This window comes from Azoarcus sp. TTM-91, assembly GCF_012911025.1.
GTDB lineage: Bacteria > Pseudomonadota > Gammaproteobacteria > Burkholderiales > Rhodocyclaceae > Azoarcus.
In genome coordinates this window covers 1-23,272 of sequence record NZ_WUEI01000074.1, presented here as the reverse complement: position 1 = coordinate 23,272, position 23,272 = coordinate 1, and the positions used below count along the sequence as shown (strand labels likewise).

Below are 23,272 nucleotides of genomic sequence, written 5' to 3'. Positions count from 1 at the left end.
GCCCGAACCCAAGCCCCAGCCGCGCCCGGAGCCGCCCAAGCCGGCACCGCAGCCTGAGCCCAAGCCCGCGCCCAAACCGGATATCGCCACCAAGGCGCCGGAAAAAAAGCCTGAGCCCAAACCGGAACCGAAGAAGCCGGAGCCCAAGCCAGAACCTAAAAAGCCGGAACCGCCCAAGCCCGAGCCGAAGCCGGAACCCAAGCCGGAGCCGAAGAAGCCCGAGCCCAAGCCTGCGCAGCCGCCCAAGGACGACCACATGGCGAAGCTGCTGGATCAGACGCTGGCCCAGACCAATGAGCGCGCCCAGCTCGAAAAGCTGATGCGTGATGAAGCCGCGCGCGCCAGCGCGGCCCGCAACCGTGCGGCCGGCGATGCCTACCAGAACGCGATCCGCACCAAGGTCCGCGGCAACCTGTTGCGCCCACCCGGCCTGAGCGGCAACCCCGAGGCGGTATTCGAGGTCGACCAGCTGCCCAGCGGCGAGGTGCTGAACGTCACACTGAAACGCAGCTCCGGTATTCCTGCCCTGGACGAGGCCATCGAACGCGCCATCCGTCGCTCCAGCCCGCTGCCTTTGCCGGAATCAAGGGAACTTTTCCAGCGCACGCTTGAACTGAAATTCAGGCCGTTGGAGGAATGACGGAAACGGTTCGCTATAATTCGCATCCTGAATACGCCATGAACAAGACGCTCCACGCCCTTCGCCTCATCCTGGCCACCGCGCTCGCCGCCCTGTCGCTGGCGGCCCATGCCCAGCTCTCCATCGAGATCACCGGAGCGGGCGCTGCCCGCTTCCCGGTCGTCGTGCCCATCTTCGAAAACGAGAGTGCGCTGCCGCGCGGCGTCTCCGACATCGTCAAGGCCGACCTGGAGCGCAGCGGCCTGTTCAACCTGGTGGATATCGGCCCGCTGTCGCTGCCCGAATCCCGCGTGCCCGATCTCGCCGACCTGCGCTCCCGGGGGGCGGATGCCGCCCTTGCCGCCAGCGTGATCCCGCAGCCCGACGGCCGCTACGAGATCCGCTTCCGCCTCTTCGACACCCAGAAGCAGCAGGAAATCGGCGGCCAAGTGCTGCGCATGGCACCGGCGCAGAACCGCCTCACCGCACACCGCATCGCCGACTTCATCTACGAGAAGCTCACCGGCCTGCCCGGTTACTTCTCCACCCGCATCGCCTACGTGGTGAAGAGCGGCGCCCGCTACGAGCTGCAGATCGCCGACGCTGACGGCGCCAACCCGCAGGCGGCGCTGGTGTCGCGCGAGCCCATCATCTCCCCGGCCTGGTCGCCCGACGGTCAGCGCCTGGCCTACGTCTCTTTCGAACAGAAGAAACCCATCGTCTACGTCCACACGCTTGCCACCGGCCAGCGCCAGGTCGTGGCCAACTTCAAGGGCTCCAACTCAGCCCCGACTTGGTCACCCGACGGCCAGCAACTGGCGGTGGTATTGACCAAGGACGGCCTGTCGCAGCTCTATGTGTTGTCGGCCGATGGCTCCGGCGTTCGCCGCCTGGCCACCTCCTCCGGCATCGACACCGAACCGGCCTGGGCGCCGGACGGCCAGTGGATCTACTTCACCTCCGATCGCGGCGGCAGCCCGCAGATCTATCGCATTCCGACCAGCGGCGGCAGCGCCCAGCGGGTTACCTTCGAAGGCACGTACAACGTCACGCCGCGCCCGTCCGCAGACGGCCGCCTGCTCGCCTTCATCACCCGCAACAACGGTCGCTTCCAGGTGGCGGTCCAAGACCTGACCACCCGCCAGACCACGATCCTCACCGATTCGACGCGAGACGAATCGCCCAGCTTCGCCCCCAACGGCCGCATGATCCTCTACGCCTCCGAAAGCGGCGGCAGAGGCATACTTGCGGCCGTTTCGTCCGATGGCCGGGTGAAACAGCGTCTTTCGGTGCAGGCCGCGGATGTGCGGGAACCCGCCTGGGGCCCCGCGCAGAAGCAATAACGCTGCTGTCTGTCCAACATAAGACGAACTGGAGAAACATCCATGAAGCAACTCGTTCTGCCCGCTCTACTCGCCGCTCTGCTCGCCGCGTGCTCCAGCACCGGCGGCCCCGAGCAAACTGGTGCCAAGGTCGAAGATCGCGCCGGCTCCGGCTCCGGTGTCGCCACCGTGACCGCGCCGCCCTTGTCCGGCTCCGGCATCGCCGCCCTCACCGACCCGAACAACATCCTGTCCAAGCGCAGCGTGTTCTTCGACTTCGACAGCTTCGTCATCAAGGCCGAAGCAAAGCCGCTGGTCGAAGCCCACGCCCGCTTCCTGGTCCAGAACCCGCAAATGCGCATCCTGATCCAGGGCAACACTGACGAACGCGGCAGCCGCGAGTACAACCTGGCCCTCGGCCAGAAGCGTGCCGACGCCGTCAAGCAAGCGCTGCAACTGCTGGGCGCCAAGGAAGGCCAGATCGAGTCCGTGAGCCTGGGCGAAGAGAAGCCGCGCTGCACCGAAAGCACCGAAGCTTGCTTCGCGCAGAACCGCCGTAGCGACATCCTGTACTCGGGCGAGTTCTAAGATGAAGCGCCTCGTGCCGCTGGTGGCGCTACTCGCACTGTCGTCGGCCGGACCCGCCCATGCGGGTCTGTTCGACGACGCCGAGGCGCGTCGTCAGATCGTCGAAATGCGACAGGACCTGGAAAGCCAGATCGCCACGGCCCGCAACGGCCAGCTCGAACTCGCCAACCAGAACCAACAACTTCGCGACGAGGTGGCCCGCTTGCGCGGACAACTCGAAGTGGTGCTGAACGAAGTCGAATCGCTCAAGCAGCGCCAACGCGATTTTTATGTCGACCTCGACAACCGGCTGAGGCAGCTGGAAACGGTCGCGGCCACCCAGCAGGCGCAAGCGCAGGCTCCGGTGGATCCCGCGGCCGAATCCGCCGAATACGAAGCAGGCCTGAACCTGCTGAAGGAAGGCAAGGCGCGTGAAGCGCTGGCCGCCTTCGATGCCTTCATAGGCAAGCACCCCGCCAGCAGCTTCCTGCCCGGCGCCCACTTCTGGGCCGGCAACGCAGCCCTGCAGGCCAAGGAGGTTTCCGCAGCCTCCAACCACTTCAACACCGTTCTGGGCAAGTGGCCCAACGATGCCATGGCGCCGGACGCCATGCTCGGTCTGGCGAACAGCCAGCAGGCCATGGGCGATGCCCGGACCAGCCAGCGGACCTTGCAGTCGCTGGTGGAACGCTACCCGAGCAGCAACGCCGCGCAAACGGCCAAGCAACGCCTCGGCAAGCGCTGATCATGGCGGTATCGACGGCGGCTCCGGCCGCCGCCAAGCTTCGCATCACGGAAATCTTCGCCTCGGTTCAGGGCGAATCGACCCGCGTCGGCCTTCCCACCGTTTTCGTCCGTCTCACCGGCTGTCCGCTGCGCTGTGTGTGGTGCGACACCGCCTACGCCTTCCAGGGCGGCAAGGGCCGTGATGTGGCCTCGGTACTGGAAGAAGTCGCCAGCCACGGCCTGCTGCACGTCTGCGTTACCGGCGGCGAACCGCTGTCGCAGAAGGCCTGTCCGACCTTGCTCACCGCCTTGTGCGACGCCGGCTACTCGGTGTCGCTGGAGACCAGCGGCGCGCTGGACATCTCGGCGGTCGATCCGCGGGTTTCCCGCATCATGGACCTGAAGGCCCCTGGTTCCGGCGAAGAGGCCAAGAACTGCTACGACAACATTCCCTTCCTGAATGCCTCGGACGAAGTGAAGATCGTCCTCGCCGACGCTGCGGACTACGAGTGGGCGAAGGCGCGTATCGCCGAGCATGCGCTCACCCGCCGCTGCACCGTGCTGCTGTCGCCGGTGGCCGGTGATCTCGACCCGGCGGACCTGGCGGAATGGATAGTGCGCGACCGCCTGCCGGTGCGCTTTCAACTACAGTTGCACAAGATCCTGTGGAACGACGCCCGCGGCCGCTAAGCCCGCCAGGCGCCGCAGCACGACACGGAACCCCTCCCATGACAGACAAGCAGCGCGCCGTCGTCCTCCTTTCCGGCGGCCTGGATTCCGCTACCTGCCTCGCCATTGCCCGCGACATGGGGCTGGAGACTTACGCCCTGTCCGTTTCCTACGGCCAGCGCCACGCCGCCGAGCTGACCGCCTCCAAGCGCGTCGCCGACGCCCTGGGCGCCAGGGAGCATCGCCTCGCCCGCGTCGGCCTGGGCCAGTTCGGCGGCTCTGCGCTCACCGATCCGTCCATCGCGGTGCCGGAGGACGTCGAGGCAGACGGCATCCCGGTCACCTATGTGCCGGCGCGCAACACCGTCATGCTGTCCATCGCGCTGGCCTGGGCGGAAGTGCTGGACGCGCGGCACATCTTCGTCGGCGTCAATGCGGTGGATTACTCCGGCTATCCCGACTGCCGCCCGGCATTCATCAAGGCCTTCGAGACCATGGCCAACCTGGCGACCAAGGCAGGCGTCGAAGGCAACGGTGTCACCATCCATGCGCCGCTGATCGACCTCTCCAAGGCCGACATCATCCGCCGCGGCACCGCCCTGGGCGTGGATTACAGCCTCACGGTCTCGTGCTATCAGGCGGATGACAACGGCCGTGCCTGTGGCCGCTGCGATGCCTGCCGCCTGCGCCGCGCCGGCTTCGAAGCTGCCGGCCTCAGCGACCCCACACCCTACCAGCCGCGCAACCTCTGACACGCTGCAGAGAGCCGCAAGGCGCCTGGCCGGCGGCCTCCGACAAGCAGCCCAGCCAGATCAGGCCGCGCAAAGATCGCCGCCTGCGTCGCGATGCCCGCTAGAATCCCGGCCTGTTCACAATCCTCCGCCGCATCATGGAAGACGCCCTGGTCTCCCCCGCCACCATCGCCTGGCTCGCCTTCGCCATCGGCGGCCTGTTCGGCTTCATCGGCAACAAGACCCACTTCTGCACGCTGGGCGCCGTCTCCGACATCGTGAACATCGGTGACTGGGGCCGCATGCGCATGTGGCTGCTGGCCATCGCCACCGCCATCCTCGGCACCGCAGCCCTGCAGTTGGCGGGCCTGTTCGATCCGGCGAAGACCATCTACACCGGCAGCAGGCTGATCTGGCTGTCCCACATCGTCGGCGGCCTGTTGTTCGGCACCGGCATGGTGCTGGGCTCCGGCTGCGGCAGCAAGACGCTGATCCGCCTGGGCGGCGGCAACCTCAAGTCGCTGGTGGTCTTCACCTTCCTTGCAATCGGCGCATCGATGACCCTGCGTGGCCTCACTGGCGTGTGGCGGGTACGCTTCCTCGACCCGGTGAATGTGGAGCTTGGCCACGCCCAGACCCTACCCGCCTTCCTGTCCGCCGCCGGCATGGCGCCGGAGACTGCGGTGATGCTTGCGGCGGGCGTGGCCGCCATCGTTCTGGTGGTCTTCGCGTTGGGCCGGCGCGACGCCTGGCGCAGCGACATCCTGCTCGGAGGCCTGGGGGTGGGTGCGCTCATCATCGCCTGCTGGTATGTCACCGGTCACATCGGCTACGTCGCCGAGCACCCCGAAACGCTGGAAGAGGCCTTCGTCGGCACCAACAGCGGCCGCGCCGAGTCCCTGACCTTCGTCGCCCCGCTGGCCTACACGCTGGAGCTGCTGCAACTGTGGAGCGACGCCAGCCGCATCGTCACCTTCGGCATCGCCAGCGTGCTCGGCGTGGTCTGCGGCTCGGCCCTGTGCGCACTGCTCGGCCGCAGCTTCCGCGTGGAGAGCTTCCGCGATCCAGCCGACCTCGTCCGCCATATCCTCGGTGGCCTGCTGATGGGCATTGGAGGGGTCACAGCGGTGGGCTGCACGATAGGCCAGGGGCTTTCCGGCCTCTCCACGCTGGCGCTGGGCTCCATTCTCACCACCGCGGCCATCATCACCGGGGCGATCGTCACGATGAAGGTGCAGTACTGGCTGATGATGCGCGAGGCCTGAGCCCAGGCCAATCGCTTGACCTCCTTCCTGGCAGCACCTATACTGCCGCGCTCGTTTTTGGGTCGGTAGCTCAGTCGGTAGAGCAGCGGACTTTTAATCCGTTGGTCGCGAGTTCGAGCCTCGCCCGACCCACCAGAATGCAGAAGACAGCGCCTTGGCTTACCGCCCTGGCGCTGTTTTTCTTTGCAGGCCCGGCCTCACTTGCCACCGGCAGCAAGTGCGTGAAATCCGTCACGCCGACGCGGCCGTGGTGATTGATCCCGAGCGCGTCTCGGTAAATCTTATGGCATGAAACAGAATTTGCTCGCCCTTGCCCTGACGCTTGCCATCGGCTGCGGGCTAGGCCTGTATATCTGGCATGACTACGAGAACACCCGGGCTGAACTCGCCGGGCAACAACCGGCCACCCTCCAGGGGCAAGCCTCCGCAGGCGCGCCTGAAGCGCCTATCGGCACGCCCAAGCCTTACCCGCAGCCGCCACGGCACCACGCCAATGGCCTTTATCGCTGCGACAGGCAGGGGGCCGTCACCTACCAGGACGAACCCTGCCCACGGGATGCGAAACAGGCTGAGGTCGAGAACGGCTCCCTGAACGTGGTTACGAGAACGGCTCCCGTCCAGCCGACGCGGGCCGCCTCGACCGGGGGCGAGAAGGTGGGACTCATCGCGCGAGCCGACGAAGCCTGGTTTGGAGAGAGAAACAGTGCCGAATGCGCCTCGCTGCGACTGCGGATAGCACGCATCGACGACAACGCCCGCCGCTATTCCACCGAGCCACTCAAGGAGGAGCGGCGAAAAGCCGTACGACGGAAATATGACTTGGGCTGTTCCGAGTTCGACTGAACCGGTGACCCGCTACTTGCCCCCTTGAGGGATATCCCCGCACGGGGGACCGGGGGCGGTGGAGGACGGACGGCCGCGAGACAACGCGCCGGATTTGATTTGATCGGAGTCCGTCCGCAGGCGGGCCGGCTACCATGCCCGTAACGGGGCATGACGAGAATCCGCCCTGCCGCCTGGCGACAGGGTGGCGCGGGCGGAAACAGGGCGCCGGCAAGCGCTCATCCAGAAGGAGAAGCATCGTTGGGAATCGAGTTGGGCGTGCCGCCGGCCTCGCTGTTCAGCAGCGTGTCCCTCTTCCTGCTGCCGGTGACCATCGCCTGCGGCGGCTCGCTGCTGGCGGCCATCGGTGCGGCGCAGCTACTGGGGCTTCGGCGCAAGCCGCATGAGGAGCAGCGGGTGATGATCGCGCTGTTCGCCGCCATCGGCATGCTCAGCTTCGCGGTAGGCTGGATACTCCTGCATTGACCGCCCCGCCCCGGCCTCAGCGGATACGCTTCGCCCTGCGCTTCTTCACCACCGCGGCGATGTAGCTGTATAGCCCGTAGCCGCTGCGCGCCAACCGCGCCATCTCGGTAACGCTGCCCGCTCCCACGCTGCCTTTGGTGAAGAGATAGGCCGAACCGTCGTCATACTCGACGACGATCTCTCCCTCACCGATCTCGTATCCGGTGATACTCGAACGGCCGCTGAGGTTCTGATATCGCTCCATCTGGTGTCCCCCGGATATTCAGCAATATGTCAGCGCAAAGCGCGGCGGGGAGTATATACCGTTCAGATTGCAGAAAATGACAGAGACGTTACCCGCAACGGGGCGAAGTATTCCGCAGCCCGCGTATGGCATTTCCGATGAGGGGAAGACGCCGCCCCGCACAGGAGCGCTCTTGCCCCGGGCATGCTCCACGCATCTCAGGCTGGAACAGCTCCCGCCCGAACCATCGGCGCCGGCCTGCTAGGATTCAGGCAAGCGGCGGCGACCGACCCGCAACCGCCCTTCCCCGGAAGAAGGAGATCCTGAATGACGACAACGAAGGAATTCGACAGCCTGCTCCCCGCCAACTGCTCCGACCGCCGCAGCTTCATCACCACCGTGGCCGCCGCCGGCTTCGCCCTCGCGGTGCAGCCGGTACAGGCACAAACGGTGATCAGCACCGGCAGCGACAACCTGGAGGCCGGCAATGCGGGCATCCCGGTCGAAGGGGGCGCCCTGCCCATCTACTACGCCCGCCCCGCGCAGGCCGCCGGCAAGCTGCCCACGATACTGGTGGTGCAGGAAATCTTCGGCGTGCACGAATACATCCGCGATGTCTGCCGCCGCTTGGCCAAGCTGGGCTATCTGGCGATTGCGCCCGAGCTGTACTTCCGCCAGGGCGACCCGGCCAAGCTGGACAACGTCGGCGCCATCCTGGAGAGCATCGTCTCCAAGGTACCGGACGCGCAGGTACTTGCGGACCTGGATGCCACCGCCGCCTGGGCGTTGGGCAAGGGCGGCGACGCCGGCCGGCTGGCGATCACCGGCTTCTGCTGGGGCGGCCGCATCACCTGGCTCTATTCCGCCCACAACCCCAAGGTCAAGGCCGGCGTCGCCTGGTACGGCAAGCTGGATGGCGCCCCTTCCGCGCTCACGCCCCGGCACCCGCTGGACATCGCCGGCAGTCTGCGCGCGCCGGTGCTCGGCCTCTATGGCGGCCAGGACCAGGGCATCCCGCTGCACGACGTGGAGGCGATGCAGGCGGAGCTGAAGAAGGCAGGCGGCAAGAGCGAGATCATCGTCTATCCAGACGCGCCCCATGCCTTCCATGCCGACTATCGGCCCAGCTATCGCAAGGAGGCGGCCGAGGATGGCTGGAAGCGCCTGCAGGCGTGGCTCCGGGCTCACGGCGTTTAGCACATAGGCATTATTCCGGCAGTCCCCGCGGCGGGGCGGCCGGCGTGGTCCGTGCACGATGGCACGGCGGGCGATCTAAAGTTCTTTTTAGTCGGCGTCGTAAAGTGTTAAGAAGGTGCCCGCAGCCTTAGTACCACAAGGAAACGGTTGCTCACCCGAACATACAACCGCGCGTACAGGCCATGAAAACGATCTTCCTCGTCGACGACTCCGCCACCATCCTGCTGTCCATCTCCAACATCCTCGGCAAGGCCGGCTACGGGGTGGAAAAGGCGCCCAACGCCCTCGACGCCCTCAAGAAATTCCAAGCGGGAGTGAAGGTCGATCTGCTGATCACCGACCTCAACATGCCGGGCATGAACGGCATCGAGTTCATCAAGGAGGTGCGCAAGCTCACCCCCTACCGCTTCATGCCCATCCTGTTCCTGACTACCGAATCGCAGCAAGCCAAGAAGGCCGAAGCCAAGGCCGCCGGCGCTTCCGGCTGGATCGTGAAGCCCGCCTCGGCGGATGAACTCCTCAACACGATCAAGCTGGTCATGCGCTGAGATGCCACTTCACACCCTACTGCGCCGCTCCATCATCGTCTTCGCCACCGTCGCCGCGGTGGCGGGGCTGACGGTGTTCCTCCTCAACGAATGGTTCCATGCCCACTTCCTGCCATCGGTGGGGCTGGCCCAGCCTTTCGGTGACGCGATCGGCACGGTACTCATCGTCAGCGTGGCCTACCTCGGCCAGCGGCTGGCGTCCCTCGCCTTCTTCCGCGACCACATGTACGGCTTCGCGACCTCGCAGGAACAGTTGCAGCACACCTCCAGCAACGTTTCCTCGGTGTCGGACGAAGTGGTCAAGGAGCTGCGCGCGGTGCCCACCTTCAACGACGTGCTGCGCGGACAGCTGGACAGCGTGATCCAGCAGACCGAGCTCGCGGCCTACCAGATCACCGAACGGCTGCAGGCCATCGACGGCGTGGTCGGCAACCTCAATCACTTCGTCGCCACCAGCTCGTCCGAATCCAACCAGATGGCGCACGACTCGGAAGAGCACATCGCCAACAACCAGAAACTGATCGGCGAGATGCGGCAGTACATCGAGAACCGCATCGCCGAAGCGGCCGAGGACCAGGCCCGCATCGCCAAGGTGGTAGGTGAGGCACGCGAGCTGGAAGCCCTCACCCGGCTGATCAAGGACATTGCCGCGCAGACCAATCTGCTCGCCCTTAATGCGGCCATCGAGGCGGCGCGTGCCGGCGAAGCCGGCCGCGGCTTCTCGGTGGTGGCCGACGAAGTGCGCAAGCTCTCGGCCGAGACGGAGAAGGCGGTCATCGCCATCAACCGCGGCATCCAAGGCGTGGCCAGCACCATAGAGACGCAGCTGCAGGAAAAACTCTCCGCCAACAACCTGGACCGCGAGCAGGCCGCCCTCAGCCAGTTCGCGGACCAGCTCACCGATCTCGGCCACAGCTACGAAGAGATCCTGCTGCACCAGGGCAAGGTCATCGAAACCGTGGGCGCCAGCAGCCAGGAACTGGCGCAGATGTTCATGGATGCGCTCGCCAGCGTCCAGTTCCAGGACGTGACCCGGCAGCAGATCGAGCAGACCTCCGAGGCCCTGCAGCGGCTGGACCAGCACCTGGACCAGCTGGCCGAGCGGCTGGTGCAGGCCGAGAACCCCGACTTCCGCTACACCCCGCTGTCCGTACACCTGGAGGAAATCTACGCCCGCTACGTGATGGACCAGCAGCGCAACACCCACAACGAATCCCTCCACCAGTCGGACTCCTCGGCCGGCGGCGGTTCCAAGGTCGAACTTTTCTGAGTTCTCCGCCATGAGCAAAGCCACGACTGGCTGCCAGCGCCTGGCGATCGTCGACGACATGACGATCTACAACGCCGCCGCCCAGAAACAAACCCTGGTCGAAGCCCTCTGCGGCTGCGACGAACTCGAGCTGGACCTCTCGACTGTCGGCGAGATCGACACCGCCGGCTTCCAGCTGCTCATCCTGGTCAAGCGCGAAGCGCGACGGCTGGGCAAGCAGGCCCGCATCGTCGCCCACAGCCCGGTAGTGCGGGAGACGGTGGACTTCTTCAACATGGCCGCCGATTTCGGCGATCCCATGCTGATTCCCGCTCAAGAAGGCTGAGGCGCCCGCGATCATGGATGAAATCACCACAGTCTTCGTCACCGAGAGCCGCGAACAGCTCGCGGCCATGGAAGCGGCCCTGCTGGAGCTGGAGAACGCCCCCGGCGATGCGGACACACTGAACGCCATCTTCCGCTCGGCGCACACCATCAAGGGCGGCGCCGGCGTTGTGGAATGCGGCTTCATCGTCGCCTTCACCCACGTGGTCGAGAACGCGCTGGACAAGCTGCGCAACGGCGAGATCGCCGTCGATGGCGACCTCGTCGCCGTGCTGCTCGCCTGTTCCGACCACATCAACGCCCTGCTGGACGTGCTGGAATCCGGCACGCCGGCGCCCGCCGCCGACCTCCAGGCCGACGGCGACGCCCTGCTGGACCGCCTGCAGCGCGGCTGGCTGAGCGGGGAAGGCAAGCAATCCGGCGGCAGCACCCCGCCCGCCACCAGCGACGGCACGGTGGAAAGCAGCGGCGGCGGCGTGGTGGAAACCGACTGCTGGCACATCTCCCTGCGCTTCGGCCAGGATGTGCTGCGCCAGGGCATGGACCCGCTGTCCTTCCTGCGCTACCTCACCTCGCTCGGCACCATCGTCCGTCTGGAAACCCTTGCAGATGCCATGCCGGCGGCAGACGACATGGACCCGGAAGCCTGCTACCTCGGCTTCGAGATCCATTTCGCCTCCAGCGCCGACAAGGCCGCCATCGAGCGGGTGTTCGACTTCGTGCGCGACGAGTGCACCCTGCACATCCTGCCGCCGCGCAGCCGCCTGGCCGACTATGTCGCCCTGATCAAGGCGCTGCCGGAAGATCCGATGCGCCTGGGCGAAATCCTGGTGCGGGTGGGCGCGCTGACCCAGGCCGAGCTGGACGTCGGCCTGGCCGCGCAGCAGGCACCGGAAGCCACTGCCGCCGAGGAAACCGCGGCACCGCTGCCGCTGGGCGAGATACTGGTGGAACAGCAGGTCGTCCAGCCCGAGCTGGTCGAAGCCGCGGTGGTGAAGCAGAAGCAGGTCGGCGAGAAGAAAGCCGCCGAGGCGCGGCTGATCCGCATCCAGGCCGACAAGCTGGACGCGCTGATCGACCTCGTCGGCGAACTGGTGATCGCCGGCGCCGGCGTGAACCTGCTGGCCGCCCGCTCCGGCCTGGCCGAACTCACCGAGGCCACCTCGGTGATGAGCCGGCTGGTGGAGAGCATCCGCGATTCCGCGCTGCAGTTGCGCATGGTGCAGATCGGCGAGACCTTCAACCGCTTCAACCGGGTGGTGCGCGACGTTTCCAAGGAGCTGGGCAAGGACATCGAGCTCGTGGTGAGCGGCGCCGAGACCGAGCTGGACAAGAGCGTGGTCGAGAAGATAGGCGACCCGCTGATGCACCTGGTGCGCAATGCCATCGACCACGGCATCGAACCGGCCGAGGCACGCGCCGCCGCCGGCAAGCCGGAGCGCGGCCGCCTGTCGCTGAACGCCTGCCATGACTCCGGCAGCATCGTCATCGAGGTGTCCGACGACGGCGGCGGCCTCAACCGCGAGAAGATCGCCCGCAAGGCGGTAGAGCGCGGCCTGGTGCCTGCCGGCCACCCGCTGAGCGACCAGGAGGTCTACAACCTCATCTTCGAGCCCGGCTTCTCCACCGCCGACAAAGTTTCCAACCTGTCCGGCCGCGGCGTCGGCATGGACGTGGTCAAGCGCAACATCCAGAGCCTGCGCGGCCGGGTGGAAGTGGATTCCCAGCCGGGCGAAGGCACCCGCTTCACCATCCGCCTGCCGCTCACCCTGGCCATCATCGACGGCTTCCTGGTCGGCGCCGGCAGCGCCGGCTACGTGGTGCCGCTGGACATGGTGGTGGAGTGCCTGGAACTGCCGCCGCAGGGCGGCGACAGCCACTACCTCAACCTGCGGGGCGAGGTACTGCCCTTCATCCGCCTGCGCGACCTGTTCGAGATCCGCGGCGAGCAGCCGGCGCGGGAGAACGTGGTGGTGGTCAAGGCCGCCGGCCAGAAGGCGGGCATCGTCGTCGATGAGTTGCTGGGCGAGTTCCAGACGGTGATCAAGCCGCTGGGCCACCTGTTCCGCAACCTGCGCGGCATCGGCGGCTCCACCATCCTCGGCAGCGGGGAGGTGGCCCTTATCCTCGACGTCCAGGCCCTGATCCACCTCGCCGCGCGCCGCGACGAACCTGCCACGGCCCTCAGCCGCAGCTAAGCCACGGCCCCCAGCAGACAGCCAAACCGACTTCCTCCCATTCCCATCAATTCCGTCTCTGCACCGAGGCCCCAAATGTTCGGCAATCTGCGTATCGGCGTAAAACTCGCCCTCGCCTTCGGCATGGTCATCCTGATGCTGCTCATCATCACCGCGGTGAGCGTCATCCGGCTGGCCGGCCTGGGTGAAGAAATCGACTCCACCGTCAACAAGCGCTTCCCGATGACGGTCTGGTCCAACACCGTCATCGATCAGCTCAACGTGGCCGGCACGGCAATGCGCGACCTCGTGCTGGCCCGTACCCCGCAGGAACGCCAGGAGGCGATGGACCGCCAGAGCCAGACCAGCACCAATGTCACCGCCGCGCTGGAGAAGCTGAACGCCAACGCCGTCACCGCCGAAGACAAGGCGCTGCTGCAGAAGGTCGAGGCCGTCCGCGCCGCCTACCGTCCGCCGCGCCAGCGCGCGATGGATGCAATCCAGGCTGGCCGCCTGGAAGAGGCCAGCGCCATCGTCACCGGCGAGCTGCGCCTGGCCCAGAGCGCCTATATCGAAGCCCTGAACGACCTGATCAAGTACGAAACGCAGCAGATGGACGAAACCGGCGACCGCGCGGCGGACAGTGCCCGATCCGCCCGCACCGTGCTGATCGTGCTCGGCGTCATCGCCATCCTGCTGGCGGTGCTGTTCGCCGTCTTCATCACCCGTTCCATTGTCCAGCCGGTACGCGAGGCGGTGGGCGTGGCCAATGCGCTGGCCGAGGGCAACCTGGCGGTGCACATCGACGCCAGCCGGCGCGACGAGACCGGCCAGTTGCTGGCGGCGATGCAGAACATGGTGGCCCAGCTCTCCCGCATCATCGGCGAGATCCGCAGCGCCGCGGACAACCTCTCCGCCGCCTCGGAGGAAGTCTCCTCCACCGCCCAGTCGCTGTCCCAGGGCGCCTCCGAGCAGGCCGCCAGCGTCGAGGAAATCTCCTCCACGCTGGAGCAGGCCACCGCCTCGGTGGTACAGAACACCGAGAACGCCAAGATCACCGACGACATCGCCTCCAAGGCCGCCGGCGAAGCCAGCGAGGGCGGCTCCGCGGTGAAGGAGACGGTGACCGCCATGCAGGCCATCGCCGAGAAGATCGGCATCGTCGATGACATCGCCTACCAGACCAACCTGCTGGCGCTCAACGCCGCCATCGAAGCCGCCCGCGCCGGCGAGCACGGCAAGGGCTTCGCGGTGGTTGCCGCCGAGGTGCGCAAGCTGGCCGAACGCAGCCAGGTCGCGGCACGCGAGATCGGCGAACTGGCCGGCTCCAGCGTCAAGCTGGCGGACAAGGCCGGCCGCCTGCTGGACCAGATGCTGCCCAGCATCCGCAAGACCTCCGACCTGGTGCAGGAGATCTCCTCCTCTTCCGAGGAGCAGAGCGCCGGTGTCGCCCAGATCAACCAGGCGGTCGGCCAGCTCAACCAGGTCACCCAGCACTCCGCCTCGTCTTCCGAGGAACTGGCCGCCACTTCGGAAGAGATGGGCGCCCAGGCGCAGCAGTTGCAGAACCTGATGCAGTTCTTCCGCGTCGAGGAGAACGCCACGCCGCTGAAGGCTGCCGCCCGCCAGGCCATCATCGCCACCCGCCGTCCGGCGCCGGCCGCCGAACCGGCTCCCATGCCGACGGCCGCGCCGGCTGCCCCGGCCCGCGGCCGTACGCCTGCGCCGCGCGCCCCCGGCAAGCCGCTGCCCAAGAACACCGCCCTCTCGTTCGACGAGCAGGACTTCGAGCGCTTCTGAGGAGCTCACGACATGGGACAGATCATCGCCCGCGATAACAAGCCGGTGGCCGTGGCCGCGGCCGAAGCGCCACAGCAGTACCTCACTTTCACCTTGAACGCGGAGATCTTTGCCATCGGCATCCTCCACATCAAGGAGATCATCGAGTACGGCAGCCTCACCGAGATCCCGATGATGCCGGCCTTCATCCGCGGGGTGATCAACCTGCGCGGCGCGGTGGTGCCGGTGATCGACCTGTCGGCCCGCTTCGGCGGCCGCCAGACCGAGATCGCCCGCCGCACCTGCATCGTCATCGTCGAACTGGTGCAGGCGGTGGAGGACGGCGAGCTACGCCAGGACATCGGCATCATGGTCGACAGCGTGAACGAAGTGCTGGAGATTCCGGCCACCGACGTCGAACCGCCGCCGGCCTTCGGCTCGCGCATCCGCACCGATTTCATCCGCGCGATGGGCAAGGTGGATGGCCGCTTCGTCATCATCCTCGACCTCGACCGCGTGCTGTCCGTCGAGGAAATGGCCCAGCTCGGTGCCACCCCCGAGGCAGTTCCCGCCAACGACAACGCCGGCTGAGGCCAGCGCACCGGACAACCCATTCAATGTATCGCCTCGGCATCCTGGCCCGCTTCGCCCTGTTCGGCTTCCTGCCGCTCACCATCGCGCTGGTGCTAGGCGCGGTCGTGCTCGCCATCAGCGAAACCAACCGCATCGGCGACGAAGTCGCGCTGCAGTCCGAACGCAGTGCAAGCGCCATCATCAACCTGCTGCAGGTCACCGACACGCTGACCGGCGAGCAGGTGCAGACCTCGATGAAGCTGTTCCGCGACCGCAGCGCCATGAGCGGCCCCGCCGCGCTGGCCGGCCGTGCCAGCATCGCCGGCCGAGAAGTGCCGGCGCTGTTCTTCGGCGGCCAGGCGCAGACCGACGCCACCGCGCTGGTGGACCAGGTGACCGCGATGGCCGGCGGCACCGCCACCCTGTTCGTGCGCGACGGCAAGGACTTCGTCCGCATCGCCACCAACGTGCTGCGCGAAGGCAAGCGCGCCGTCGGCACCGTGCTGGACCCGCAGGGTGCCGCCTGGAAGGCGCTCACCGCCGGCCAGGCCTACTACGGCCAGGTCGGCATCCTCGGCTCGCCCTATCTCACCGGCTACGAGCCCATCCGCAACGGCGCTGGCGAAATCATCGGCGCCTGGTATGTCGGCTTCAAGGCGGATCTGCCCATCCTCAAGGATCAGGTGGGCAAGGCTGAGCGCTTCGGCTCCGGTTTCGTCGCCCTGCTGGACGACAAGGGCCAGCCCTTCCTGTGGACCGCCGGCCAGGATGCCAAGGGCATCGCCAACCGCCTGACCGACACCGCGGGCTGGACAGTGCAGCGCCAGCCCTTCCCGGCCTGGGGTTTCGCGGTGGCGGTAGGCTCCAACGACGCCGAAGTGCGTATGGCCGGCTGGACGCGCGCGCTGCCGGTGCTGATCGGCGGCCTGCTGTTCGCCGCCGCCCTGCTCGCCCTGCTCACCCTGGTACTGCGCCGGGTGGTGCTGCGGCCGGTGCAGGAAGCGATGAATGCAGCCAACGCCCTGGCCGAAGGCGACCTTACGGTGCGCATCGAGGTGCGCAGTGGCGACGAGGTCGGCCAGTTGCTGGCGGCGATGCAGAACATGGTGGCCCAGCTCTCCCGCATCATCGGCGAGATCCGCAGCGCCGCGGACAACCTCTCTTCCGCCTCGGAGGAAGTCTCCTCCACCGCGCAATCTCTGTCGCAAGGCGCCTCCGAGCAAGCCGCCAGCGTGGAACAGATCTCTTCCACGCTGGAGGAAACCACCGCCTCGGTGGTACAGAACACCGAGAACGCCAAGATCACCGACGACATCGCCTCCAAGGCCGCCGGCGAAGCGAGCGAGGGCGGCTCCGCGGTGAAGGAGACGGTGACCGCCATGCAGGCCATCGCCGAGAAGATCGGCATCGTCGATGACATCGCCTACCAGACCAACCTGCTGGCGCTCAACGCCGCCATCGAAGCCGCCCGCGCCGGCGAGCACGGCAAGGGCTTCGCGGTGGTCGCCACCGAAGTGCGCAAGCTGGCCGAGCGCAGCCAGGTGGCCGCCCGCGAGATCCGCGAACTGGCCGGCTCCAGCGTCAAGCTGGCGGACAAGGCCGGCCACCTGCTGGAACAGATGCTGCCCAGCATCCGCAAGACTTCCGAACTGGTGCAGGAGATCTCCTCCGCCTCCGAGGAGCAGAGTACCGGCGTCAGCCAGATCAACCAAGCCATCGGCCAGCTCAACCAGGTGACCCAGCACTCCGCCTCCGCCTCGGAGGAACTGGCCGCCACCTCGGAAGAGATGGGCGCCCAGGCGCAGCAGCTGCAGGAACTCATGCTGTTCTTCCGCACCCGGGACGATGGCACGGTTGGAGCGCGGCAGGCATGAGGCCGACGCCCGATGAAGCGGCCGCAGATGACCGCATGGAGCCCCGCTGACATGGCCGCGCCGCCTTCCGCCCAACCGCCGGGCAGCATCAGCGACCAGGATTTCGCCCGCTTCCAGCGCCTGCTCTACCAGCTGGCCGGCATCTATCTGGCGCCATCGAAAAAGGTGCTGCTGGTCGGCCGCCTCACCCGGCGGCTGAAGGCGCGCGGACTGAGCGAGTTCGCCGACTACTTCCGCCTGGTTTCCAGCGGCGAGGATCCGCTGGAGCGCCAGACCATGGTGGACCTGCTGACCACCAACGAAACCTACTTCTTCCGCGAGCCCAAGCACTTCGACTTCCTGGTGAACGAGATCCTGCCGGCGCGCGCGCCCGGCACGACGTTCTCGGTATGGAGCGGCGCTTGCTCCAGCGGCGAGGAGCCCTATTCGCTCGCCATGATCCTCGCCGACAAGTTGGGCGACAGCGGCTGGAAGATCGTCGGCTCCGACATCTCCACCCAGGTGCTGGAACGCGCCCGCCGCGGCCACTACCAGATGGAACGCATAGACGGCATCCCGCCGACCTACCTGCGACGCTTCTGCCTCAAGGGCGTGCGCGAACAGGAGGGCAGCTTCCTGGTGAACCGCGAGCTGCGCGCCAAGGTGCAGTTCATGCAGGTGAACCTGATAGAGCCGATTCCCAACATCGGCCCCTTCGACGTCATCTTCCTGCGCAACGTCATGATCTACTTCGATCAGGAAACCAAGCGCAAGGTGGTGGCCAACATGCTGCCGCGGCTCAAGCCGGGCGGCTATTTCATCGTCGGCCACTCGGAAACGCTCAACGGCGTCACCGAGCAGTTGCACGCGCTGCGCCCCACCATCTACGTCAAGAAGTGAAGCCATGGGGGCCGCCGAATGCTATCTGGGCATGGGCGAATTCCAGTTCGCCAGCGGGCCGCTGCGCCTGCGTACCCTGCTCGGCTCCTGTGTGGCCATCGTACTGTGGCATCCTGAGCGTGGCATCGGCGGCATGTGCCACTATATGCTGCCGTCACGGCAGCCGCCGCTCGGCGCGCCCCCGGACGGCCGCTACGGCGATGAGGCCATGATGCTGTTCGACCAGGCCATCGCCCGCTACCGCAGCCAGGCTGCCGACTATCGAGCCCAGGTATTCGGTGGCGGCAATATGTTTCCCAGACAACAAGCGGAGGGCTCGACGCTGGACATCGGCCGGCGCAACATCGACACCGCGCATCGGCTGCTGGCCGAACGCGGCATCCCAATCGTTGCTGAACACCTCGGCGGCTACGGGCACCGCAAGCTGGTGTTCGATGTGCATAGTGGCAAGGTCTGGCTGCTGTTCCAGGAAGAGAACAAGCCCTACCCCAGGAGACCTCAATAATGAATCCAATACGCGTGATGATCGTGGATGACTCGGCGGTGGTCCGTCAGGTCGTCAAGCAGGCACTGGCCCAGGATCCGGGCATCGAAGTGCTGGGCGCCGCCTCCGACCCGCTGTTCGCCATCGAGCACATGAAGCGCCAGTGGCCGGACGTGATCGTGCTCGACATCGAAATGCCGCGCATGGACGGCCTCACCTTCCTGAAGAAGATCATGAGCGAGCACCCCACGCCGGTGGTGATCTGCTCCTCACTCGCAGAAAAGGGCGCCGAGGCAACGATGAACGCGCTCTCCGCCGGCGCGGTCACCGTCATCACCAAACCCAAGATGGGCCTGAAGCAGTTCCTGGAAGACAGTTCCAACGACATCGTGCACGCGGTCAAGGCAGCCGCCCGGGCCAACGTGCGCAAGCTGCAGAGCCGCCCCGCCGCCGCGGCCGGCCCCGGCAGCGCCGCCGCCGGTTTCACCCCCCGGCCCAAGCTGTCGGCCGACGCCGTCATCGCCTCGCCGGGAACCGGCCTGGGCAGCGGCGCCAACATGGTGCGCACCACCGAGCGCATCGTCGCCATCGGCACCTCCACCGGCGGCACCCAGGCACTCGAAGCAGTGCTGACGCGGCTGCCGGCAGTGTGCCCCGGCATCGTCATCGTCCAGCACATGCCGGAGCGCTTCACCGCCATGTTCGCCGAGCGCCTCAACGGCCTGTGCAAGATAGAGGTGCGCGAAGCCCGCCACGGCGACCGCGTCGTCCCCGGCCGGGCACTGATCGCCCCTGGCGGCAAACACATGATGCTGTCGCGCAGTGGCGCCCAGTACACGGTGGAGGTAGTGGACGGGCCGCTGGTGAATCGTCACCGGCCGTCGGTGGATGTACTGTTCCGCTCCTGCGCCAAGTTCGCCGGCCGCAACGCCCTGGGCGTGATCATGACCGGCATGGGCGACGACGGCGCGCGCGGACTGAAGGAAATGCGTGACGCCGGCTCGCAGACGGTGGCGGAAGACGAATCCACCTGCGTGGTCTTCGGCATGCCGAAGGAGGCGATCCGCATGGGTGGCGCTGAAACCGTGCTGCCGCTGGACCGCATCCCCAACGCCATCATGCAGTCGGTACGGGACTGACCAGCGCGCCGCCCCGCCTTGGGGCGGCGCGGTGAAGGCCGCGGCGCCCGGCATGGCCGGGTGACAGGGTCAGCCTGCCGAACGACGCGCCGGTAGCGTCATCACCCCGCCCCTGAGCGGCAAGCTCCGGCCCTGGCCTCGACCGCCGCCCTCCCGCGCCATGGCCTCACCGGCATACAGCGCCAGCAGCACGACGCTGCCGGCCAGCAAAGGGGCTGCCATCGCCCTCGGCAACTCCGCGGCCCTCACCATGCCCATCCCCGCCAGCAGGCCAAAGGCCACCCCGCAGATGGCCGCGAGCAGCGCGCTGACCCATCTCCACAACCGTCCTCGCATCTTCCTCTCCGGGCTCCCGTAGGTCGTCCGATGCGGTTTGGAGACGCAGACCGGGCTAGTGTTCCCGCCGGTTGATCAAGGCTCCTGCGCGACCGGCGCGGTCTTGCCGCCACCCAGTTCCTTCAACAGCCGGGCGGCGATGAGGCCGTTGGCAGTGCCGAAAACCACCGCCGCGGCAGCGAAGACCGGTGTCAGGTAGAACACCCCGTCGTGCGGCACCAGCCACAGGCGCGCCACCAGCAGCTGGGCGCCGATGTGAGCGAAGGCGGCGACGATGCTCTGGCTCACCGGCCCGAACCAGCGCCGCGGCAGATGCATTGCCAGCCCCAGCGCCAGCAGACTGGCGACCGAGCCGGACAGGCTGAGGAAGAAGCCGGGCGCCAGGAACTGGCCCAGCAGCAGACTGCCGGCCAGCACCCGCAGCAGCGCCACCCAAACCGCCTCGCGCCAGCCCCAGCGCGCCAGCACCACCAGGGTGACGATGTTGGCCAGGCCGGGCTTGACGCCGGGCAGCGGCAGCGGGATGGCCGCCTCCGCTACCGTCAGCGCGATGGCCGCCGCCGCATGGCGGGCGATGCGCCTGTCCTCGGCGGTGGGAACGAGCTCAATAGTTGAGGGAGTCATAGTCCGCGCCACGCCCGGTGAGGGCGAGGCTGACCTCGTTGGGCGCACAGATGGCCACCGCGCCGGCGCGGCTCAGCCAGCCCTGGCGCACGCAGTACTGGCGCGGGCCGGGGTCGGAAGCGACGCGGGCGCGGCCAGGTTCTATCTCGATGCGGGTCAGGCCCAGCGGGCCGGGCACGTCCACCGTGCGGGCACGCGACAGATCCACCTGGGCAAACACCTTGCCGCCGGCGCGTATCACCGCGCCATCCGGCGCGCCGCCGCGCCACAGGTGGAGCGCCGAATAAACGCACAGCACCAGCCCGAGCAGGGCGATGCCGTAGTCGCCGGGACGCAGCAGGCCGCGCCAGGCGGCCAGGGCCGGGCTCACGCCGGCGGCAGCGCGGCGTCGCGGTCCATCGCCCGCCGCGCCGAAGAACGGTGGCGCACGATCACCCGGGCGTTGTCGCGGAAGCGCCGGGCCAGCCATTCGGCGATGTACACCGAGCGGTGCTGACCGCCGGTGCAACCGATGGCGACGGTGAGATAGCTGCGGTTGTCGCGCACATAGGCCGGCAGCCAGTTGGCGACGAAGAGGCGGATGTCCTCCGCCATGCGGCCGACCTCCGGGATCTTCTCCAGGAACTCGATCACCGCAGGATCGCGGCCGGTGAGCGGGCGCAGCCGCGGGTCGTAGTGCGGGTTGGGCAGGCAGCGCACGTCGAACACCAGGTCGGCGTCCATCGGAATGCCGTACTTGAAGCCGAAGGACTGGAACATCAGCGTCAGCCCCTCGCTGGCCTCGACGTTGATGAAGTCCTTGATCCAGGCGCGCAGGGTGTTGGCGTGCAGGTCGCTGGTATCGATGCGGTGACCCAGCTCGGCGATGGGCTCCAGCGCGTCGCGCTCACGCTGGATCGCCTCTTCCAGCGAAACGCCTTCGGCGGCCAGCGGGTGGCGGCGGCGGGTTTCGGAGAAACGGGCGATGAGGGCGTCGTCGCGCGCCTCCAGGAAGATGAAGCGCAGGTCGTCCACGATGCTGCGCAGGGCTTCCACCTGCTGCGGCAGCGCGGCGATGCTGGCGCCGGAGCGCACATCCACCGCCACCGCCACCCGCTTGTAGCCGGTGCTGCGCAGGTGGGCGACGAGCTGCGGCAGCAGGGCGGCCGGCAGGTTGTCCACGACGAAGTAGCTGGCGTCTTCCAGCACATTCACCGCGATGCTCTTGCCGGAGCCGGAGAGGCCGCTGATGAGTACGATCTGCATGGGGAAATCAGTTGAGGGCGGGGGCGCCCCAACTATAACGCAGCCGCCCGGCGCGCAGTCGGCCGCGGCCCCTCCTGGCGCGCCCGCGCGCTCAAACCGCCAGCAGCGCGCCGCCCTCGCGGCGGGCGAGACCGGCCCGCTCCAGCTCGCCCACCAGCCAATCGGCAAGCGCTTCGGCCCCCAGGCCGAGGAAGCGCCGGTCGGCCTCGCGGTAGAGCGGCGTTTCCGCCAGCAGGCGCGGCAACTCGTCCAGTTCCAGGCGGCGGCGCGCCAGCAGATCGAAGGCAACGCAGGCGCGGATGGCATTGCGTGCCATGCGTGCTCCGTCCGCCTCGAAAGCGCGCAGGCGGGCATGGGCGCGGGCCATGGCGTCGTCGAAGTCGGCAAAGGGCGCGCCGTGGCCGGGGATGACCACGTCCACCGCCAGCCGCCCTATCGCCTCCAGGGTGCGGCGGGTCGCGCCCAGGCCGTCATCGGTGCCCAGCACTTCGGCGAAGAGAATGCCGAAGCCGTCGCGCCACAAGGCGTCGCCGGAGATGAGCAGGCGCCGCTCCGGGTTGTAGAACGCCAGCGCGTCCATGTCGTGACCGGGCGCGGCCAGCGCCTGCCAGGCGAGCTCGCCGGCGACGAAGCTGTCGCCGGCAGCCAGCACAGCGTCGTGGCGGAAGCGCTCGCCGGCCTGGCCGGCGGTGCTCAGCAGCAGTGCGGCTTCATCCCAGCGCTCCACCGCCGGCGCCATGCCGGCGGGCACGCAGATGGCGCAACCGAAGGCGCGTTGCAGCGCGGCGTTGCCACCGATGTGGTCGGAATGGGAGTGGGTGTTGATGAGCCGGTCGAGGCGACGCCCGCCCAGCGCGCTGCCGACCAGCGCCACCGTCTGCGGCGCATGACTGAGGTAGCCGGAATCGATCAGCGTGGCCTCCTCGCCATCGACCAGCAGCACGTTGTTGGCGGACAGCCAGCCGCGCTCGAAAACCTGCAGCGTGGCCGGCAGGCGCAGTGCGCTCACCCTTGCTCGGCCGGCGCCGGGGCCGGCACGCGGGCAGGCGCTTCCGGTGCGACGGCGGCGGGCGGCGGAGCAGGCTCGTCTTCGGGCTCGCCGTAAATTTCGTCGGTGCTGCGGCCGCAACCGTTGCAGATGCCGCTTTCCCAATCGATGTCGCACAGGCCCAGGCAGGCTTCGTCGCTCATTGCAGCGTCTCCGTGGCCTGCCGCCGCGCCGCCAGCGCGAGCAGGACGCGGCGCTTCTCCGCATTGCTGGCGCGGCTCCAGCTAGCGATCTCTTCCAGCGTGCGCAGGCAGCCCTCGCACCAGCCGGTGGCGGGGTTCATGCGGCAGACGCCGGTGCAGGGGGAAGCGACATTCATGATGGCTCTCAGGGGCTGGGCGGGTC

At 67.5% G+C, this 23,272-nt stretch carries 28 protein-coding genes and 1 tRNA gene; 21 read left to right on the top strand and 8 right to left on the bottom strand.

Going from position 1 to position 23,272, the window contains the following annotated elements; translation table 11 throughout:
• The 10 genes from GRF61_RS17275 to GRF61_RS17230 form a co-directional block, all read left to right on the top strand.
• A partial coding sequence (locus GRF61_RS17275; protein ID WP_169151870.1) for an energy transducer TonB occupies positions 1-640 on the top strand: 640 nt, incomplete at its 5' end.
• 38 nt (positions 641-678) lie between these two features.
• Positions 679-1,962 carry a Tol-Pal system beta propeller repeat protein TolB gene (tolB, locus tag GRF61_RS17270; RefSeq protein WP_169151869.1) on the top strand — a complete coding sequence of 428 codons (1,284 nt, stop codon included), beginning with the start codon at positions 679-681 and terminating at the stop codon, positions 1,960-1,962.
• A gap of 42 nt (positions 1,963-2,004) precedes the next feature.
• Positions 2,005-2,529 carry a peptidoglycan-associated lipoprotein Pal gene (gene pal, locus GRF61_RS17265; RefSeq protein ID WP_133590944.1) on the top strand — a complete coding sequence of 175 codons (525 nt, stop codon included), beginning with the start codon at positions 2,005-2,007 and terminating at the stop codon, positions 2,527-2,529.
• Between the two features lies 1 nt (position 2,530).
• Positions 2,531-3,253, top strand: a complete 723-nt coding sequence (ybgF, locus tag GRF61_RS17260; protein WP_169151868.1) for a tol-pal system protein YbgF — start codon at positions 2,531-2,533, stop codon at positions 3,251-3,253.
• Between the two features lie 2 nt (positions 3,254-3,255).
• Positions 3,256-3,924 carry a 7-carboxy-7-deazaguanine synthase QueE gene (gene queE / locus GRF61_RS17255; RefSeq protein ID WP_169151867.1) on the top strand — a complete coding sequence of 223 codons (669 nt, stop codon included), beginning with the start codon at positions 3,256-3,258 and terminating at the stop codon, positions 3,922-3,924.
• 38 nt (positions 3,925-3,962) lie between these two features.
• Positions 3,963-4,655, top strand: a complete 693-nt coding sequence (queC, locus tag GRF61_RS17250) for a 7-cyano-7-deazaguanine synthase QueC (protein ID WP_169151866.1) — start codon at positions 3,963-3,965, stop codon at positions 4,653-4,655.
• Positions 4,656-4,792: 137 nt separating this feature from the next.
• Positions 4,793-5,899 carry a YeeE/YedE family protein gene (locus tag GRF61_RS17245; RefSeq protein WP_169151865.1) on the top strand — a complete coding sequence of 369 codons (1,107 nt, stop codon included), beginning with the start codon at positions 4,793-4,795 and terminating at the stop codon, positions 5,897-5,899.
• A gap of 59 nt (positions 5,900-5,958) precedes the next feature.
• Positions 5,959-6,034: transfer RNA gene (locus GRF61_RS17240), tRNA-Lys, on the top strand.
• 153 nt (positions 6,035-6,187) lie between these two features.
• The gene (locus GRF61_RS17235) at positions 6,188-6,742 is read left to right on the top strand and encodes a DUF4124 domain-containing protein (protein ID WP_169151864.1); all 555 of its coding nucleotides are present in this window, start codon (positions 6,188-6,190) and stop codon (positions 6,740-6,742) included.
• Between the two features lie 240 nt (positions 6,743-6,982).
• Complete coding sequence (locus GRF61_RS17230; protein ID WP_169151863.1) at positions 6,983-7,207, top strand: hypothetical protein; 225 nt, start codon at positions 6,983-6,985, stop codon at positions 7,205-7,207.
• 16 nt (positions 7,208-7,223) lie between these two features.
• Here the strand turns inward: GRF61_RS17230 and GRF61_RS17225 are convergent, their stop codons facing one another.
• Positions 7,224-7,451 (bottom strand): hypothetical protein, encoded by a 228-nt coding sequence (locus tag GRF61_RS17225; RefSeq protein ID WP_169151862.1) that lies wholly within the window; start codon positions 7,449-7,451, stop codon positions 7,224-7,226.
• A 306-nt stretch (positions 7,452-7,757) separates the two neighbouring features.
• Here GRF61_RS17225 and GRF61_RS17220 point away from each other — a divergent pair, with 306 nt between their 5' ends.
• From GRF61_RS17220 to GRF61_RS17170, 11 genes are all read left to right on the top strand, one after another.
• Positions 7,758-8,627: a dienelactone hydrolase family protein gene (locus tag GRF61_RS17220; RefSeq protein ID WP_169151861.1), complete on the top strand. Its 870-nt coding sequence runs from the start codon at positions 7,758-7,760 to the stop codon at positions 8,625-8,627.
• Positions 8,628-8,809: 182 nt separating this feature from the next.
• Positions 8,810-9,175: a response regulator gene (locus GRF61_RS17215; protein ID WP_169151860.1), complete on the top strand. Its 366-nt coding sequence runs from the start codon at positions 8,810-8,812 to the stop codon at positions 9,173-9,175.
• A 1-nt stretch (position 9,176) separates the two neighbouring features.
• Complete coding sequence (locus GRF61_RS25085; RefSeq protein ID WP_169151859.1) at positions 9,177-10,445, top strand: methyl-accepting chemotaxis protein; 1,269 nt, start codon at positions 9,177-9,179, stop codon at positions 10,443-10,445.
• 10 nt (positions 10,446-10,455) lie between these two features.
• Positions 10,456-10,770: an STAS domain-containing protein gene (locus GRF61_RS17205; protein WP_169151858.1), complete on the top strand. Its 315-nt coding sequence runs from the start codon at positions 10,456-10,458 to the stop codon at positions 10,768-10,770.
• A gap of 13 nt (positions 10,771-10,783) precedes the next feature.
• On the top strand, positions 10,784-12,967 hold the full coding sequence (locus GRF61_RS17200) for a chemotaxis protein CheA (RefSeq protein ID WP_169151857.1): 2,184 nt from the start codon (positions 10,784-10,786) through the stop codon (positions 12,965-12,967).
• A gap of 75 nt (positions 12,968-13,042) precedes the next feature.
• The gene (locus GRF61_RS17195) at positions 13,043-14,746 is read left to right on the top strand and encodes a methyl-accepting chemotaxis protein (RefSeq protein ID WP_169151856.1); all 1,704 of its coding nucleotides are present in this window, start codon (positions 13,043-13,045) and stop codon (positions 14,744-14,746) included.
• A 12-nt stretch (positions 14,747-14,758) separates the two neighbouring features.
• Positions 14,759-15,316 (top strand): chemotaxis protein CheW, encoded by a 558-nt coding sequence (locus GRF61_RS17190; RefSeq protein ID WP_169151855.1) that lies wholly within the window; start codon positions 14,759-14,761, stop codon positions 15,314-15,316.
• Between the two features lie 26 nt (positions 15,317-15,342).
• A complete protein-coding gene (locus tag GRF61_RS17185) occupies positions 15,343-17,172 on the top strand; it encodes a Cache 3/Cache 2 fusion domain-containing protein (RefSeq protein WP_169151854.1) in 1,830 nt (609 codons plus the stop codon).
• Between the two features lie 51 nt (positions 17,173-17,223).
• Entirely contained in the window at positions 17,224-18,051 is an 828-nt protein-coding gene (locus GRF61_RS17180; RefSeq protein WP_211166038.1) for a protein-glutamate O-methyltransferase, read from the top strand.
• 4 nt (positions 18,052-18,055) lie between these two features.
• Positions 18,056-18,556 carry a chemotaxis protein CheD gene (locus GRF61_RS17175; protein ID WP_169151852.1) on the top strand — a complete coding sequence of 167 codons (501 nt, stop codon included), beginning with the start codon at positions 18,056-18,058 and terminating at the stop codon, positions 18,554-18,556.
• Entirely contained in the window at positions 18,556-19,674 is a 1,119-nt protein-coding gene (locus tag GRF61_RS17170; protein ID WP_169151851.1) for a chemotaxis response regulator protein-glutamate methylesterase, read from the top strand. Before GRF61_RS17175 ends, GRF61_RS17170 begins: the two co-directional genes overlap by 1 nt.
• A gap of 69 nt (positions 19,675-19,743) precedes the next feature.
• On the opposite strand, the gene GRF61_RS17165 is transcribed toward GRF61_RS17170, so the two are convergent.
• From GRF61_RS17165 to GRF61_RS17140, 7 genes are all read right to left on the bottom strand, one after another.
• The gene (locus GRF61_RS17165; RefSeq protein ID WP_169151850.1) at positions 19,744-20,010 is read right to left on the bottom strand and encodes a hypothetical protein; all 267 of its coding nucleotides are present in this window, start codon (positions 20,008-20,010) and stop codon (positions 19,744-19,746) included.
• Between the two features lie 75 nt (positions 20,011-20,085).
• Entirely contained in the window at positions 20,086-20,634 is a 549-nt protein-coding gene (locus GRF61_RS17160; protein ID WP_211166037.1) for a Gx transporter family protein, read from the bottom strand.
• A complete protein-coding gene (locus tag GRF61_RS17155; RefSeq protein ID WP_169151849.1) occupies positions 20,615-21,004 on the bottom strand; it encodes a NusG domain II-containing protein in 390 nt (129 codons plus the stop codon). The genes GRF61_RS17160 and GRF61_RS17155 overlap by 20 nt, the downstream gene beginning before the upstream one ends.
• On the bottom strand, positions 21,001-21,879 hold the full coding sequence (gene rapZ / locus GRF61_RS17150) for an RNase adapter RapZ (RefSeq protein WP_169151848.1): 879 nt from the start codon (positions 21,877-21,879) through the stop codon (positions 21,001-21,003). The genes GRF61_RS17155 and rapZ overlap by 4 nt, the downstream gene beginning before the upstream one ends.
• Before the next feature lie 91 nt (positions 21,880-21,970).
• A complete protein-coding gene (locus GRF61_RS17145; RefSeq protein ID WP_348982421.1) occupies positions 21,971-22,888 on the bottom strand; it encodes an MBL fold metallo-hydrolase in 918 nt (305 codons plus the stop codon).
• Positions 22,885-23,070, bottom strand: coding sequence for a DUF1289 domain-containing protein (locus GRF61_RS24860; protein ID WP_248281298.1), 186 nt, complete (start codon positions 23,068-23,070; stop codon positions 22,885-22,887). The genes GRF61_RS17145 and GRF61_RS24860 overlap by 4 nt, the downstream gene beginning before the upstream one ends.
• A complete protein-coding gene (locus GRF61_RS17140) occupies positions 23,067-23,246 on the bottom strand; it encodes a DUF1289 domain-containing protein (RefSeq protein WP_169151846.1) in 180 nt (59 codons plus the stop codon). The genes GRF61_RS24860 and GRF61_RS17140 overlap by 4 nt, the downstream gene beginning before the upstream one ends.
• Positions 23,247-23,272: the final 26 nt, after the last annotated feature.

What these genes read in the sequence shown, in the direction of transcription:
- tolB (WP_169151869.1), top strand. Translation starts at nt 679, where the DNA reads ATGAACAAGACGCTCCACGCCCTTCGCCTCATCCTGGCCACCGCGCTC.
- pal (WP_133590944.1), top strand. Translation starts at nt 2,005, where the DNA reads ATGAAGCAACTCGTTCTGCCCGCTCTACTCGCCGCTCTGCTCGCCGCG.
- ybgF (WP_169151868.1), top strand. Translation starts at nt 2,531, where the DNA reads ATGAAGCGCCTCGTGCCGCTGGTGGCGCTACTCGCACTGTCGTCGGCC.
- queE (WP_169151867.1), top strand. Translation starts at nt 3,256, where the DNA reads ATGGCGGTATCGACGGCGGCTCCGGCCGCCGCCAAGCTTCGCATCACG.
- queC (WP_169151866.1), top strand. Translation starts at nt 3,963, where the DNA reads ATGACAGACAAGCAGCGCGCCGTCGTCCTCCTTTCCGGCGGCCTGGAT.
- GRF61_RS17245 (WP_169151865.1), top strand. Translation starts at nt 4,793, where the DNA reads ATGGAAGACGCCCTGGTCTCCCCCGCCACCATCGCCTGGCTCGCCTTC.
- GRF61_RS17235 (WP_169151864.1), top strand. Translation starts at nt 6,188, where the DNA reads ATGAAACAGAATTTGCTCGCCCTTGCCCTGACGCTTGCCATCGGCTGC.
- GRF61_RS17225 (WP_169151862.1), bottom strand. Translation starts at nt 7,451, where the DNA reads ATGGAGCGATATCAGAACCTCAGCGGCCGTTCGAGTATCACCGGATAC.
- GRF61_RS17220 (WP_169151861.1), top strand. Translation starts at nt 7,758, where the DNA reads ATGACGACAACGAAGGAATTCGACAGCCTGCTCCCCGCCAACTGCTCC.
- GRF61_RS17215 (WP_169151860.1), top strand. Translation starts at nt 8,810, where the DNA reads ATGAAAACGATCTTCCTCGTCGACGACTCCGCCACCATCCTGCTGTCC.
- GRF61_RS25085 (WP_169151859.1), top strand. Translation starts at nt 9,177, where the DNA reads ATGCCACTTCACACCCTACTGCGCCGCTCCATCATCGTCTTCGCCACC.
- GRF61_RS17205 (WP_169151858.1), top strand. Translation starts at nt 10,456, where the DNA reads ATGAGCAAAGCCACGACTGGCTGCCAGCGCCTGGCGATCGTCGACGAC.
- GRF61_RS17200 (WP_169151857.1), top strand. Translation starts at nt 10,784, where the DNA reads ATGGATGAAATCACCACAGTCTTCGTCACCGAGAGCCGCGAACAGCTC.
- GRF61_RS17195 (WP_169151856.1), top strand. Translation starts at nt 13,043, where the DNA reads ATGTTCGGCAATCTGCGTATCGGCGTAAAACTCGCCCTCGCCTTCGGC.
- GRF61_RS17190 (WP_169151855.1), top strand. Translation starts at nt 14,759, where the DNA reads ATGGGACAGATCATCGCCCGCGATAACAAGCCGGTGGCCGTGGCCGCG.
- GRF61_RS17185 (WP_169151854.1), top strand. Translation starts at nt 15,343, where the DNA reads ATGTATCGCCTCGGCATCCTGGCCCGCTTCGCCCTGTTCGGCTTCCTG.
- GRF61_RS17180 (WP_211166038.1), top strand. Translation starts at nt 17,224, where the DNA reads ATGGCCGCGCCGCCTTCCGCCCAACCGCCGGGCAGCATCAGCGACCAG.
- GRF61_RS17175 (WP_169151852.1), top strand. Translation starts at nt 18,056, where the DNA reads ATGGGGGCCGCCGAATGCTATCTGGGCATGGGCGAATTCCAGTTCGCC.
- GRF61_RS17170 (WP_169151851.1), top strand. Translation starts at nt 18,556, where the DNA reads ATGAATCCAATACGCGTGATGATCGTGGATGACTCGGCGGTGGTCCGT.
- GRF61_RS17165 (WP_169151850.1), bottom strand. Translation starts at nt 20,010, where the DNA reads ATGCGAGGACGGTTGTGGAGATGGGTCAGCGCGCTGCTCGCGGCCATC.
- GRF61_RS17160 (WP_211166037.1), bottom strand. Translation starts at nt 20,634, where the DNA reads ATGACTCCCTCAACTATTGAGCTCGTTCCCACCGCCGAGGACAGGCGC.
- rapZ (WP_169151848.1), bottom strand. Translation starts at nt 21,879, where the DNA reads ATGCAGATCGTACTCATCAGCGGCCTCTCCGGCTCCGGCAAGAGCATC.
- GRF61_RS24860 (WP_248281298.1), bottom strand. Translation starts at nt 23,070, where the DNA reads ATGAGCGACGAAGCCTGCCTGGGCCTGTGCGACATCGATTGGGAAAGC.
- GRF61_RS17140 (WP_169151846.1), bottom strand. Translation starts at nt 23,246, where the DNA reads ATGAATGTCGCTTCCCCCTGCACCGGCGTCTGCCGCATGAACCCCGCC.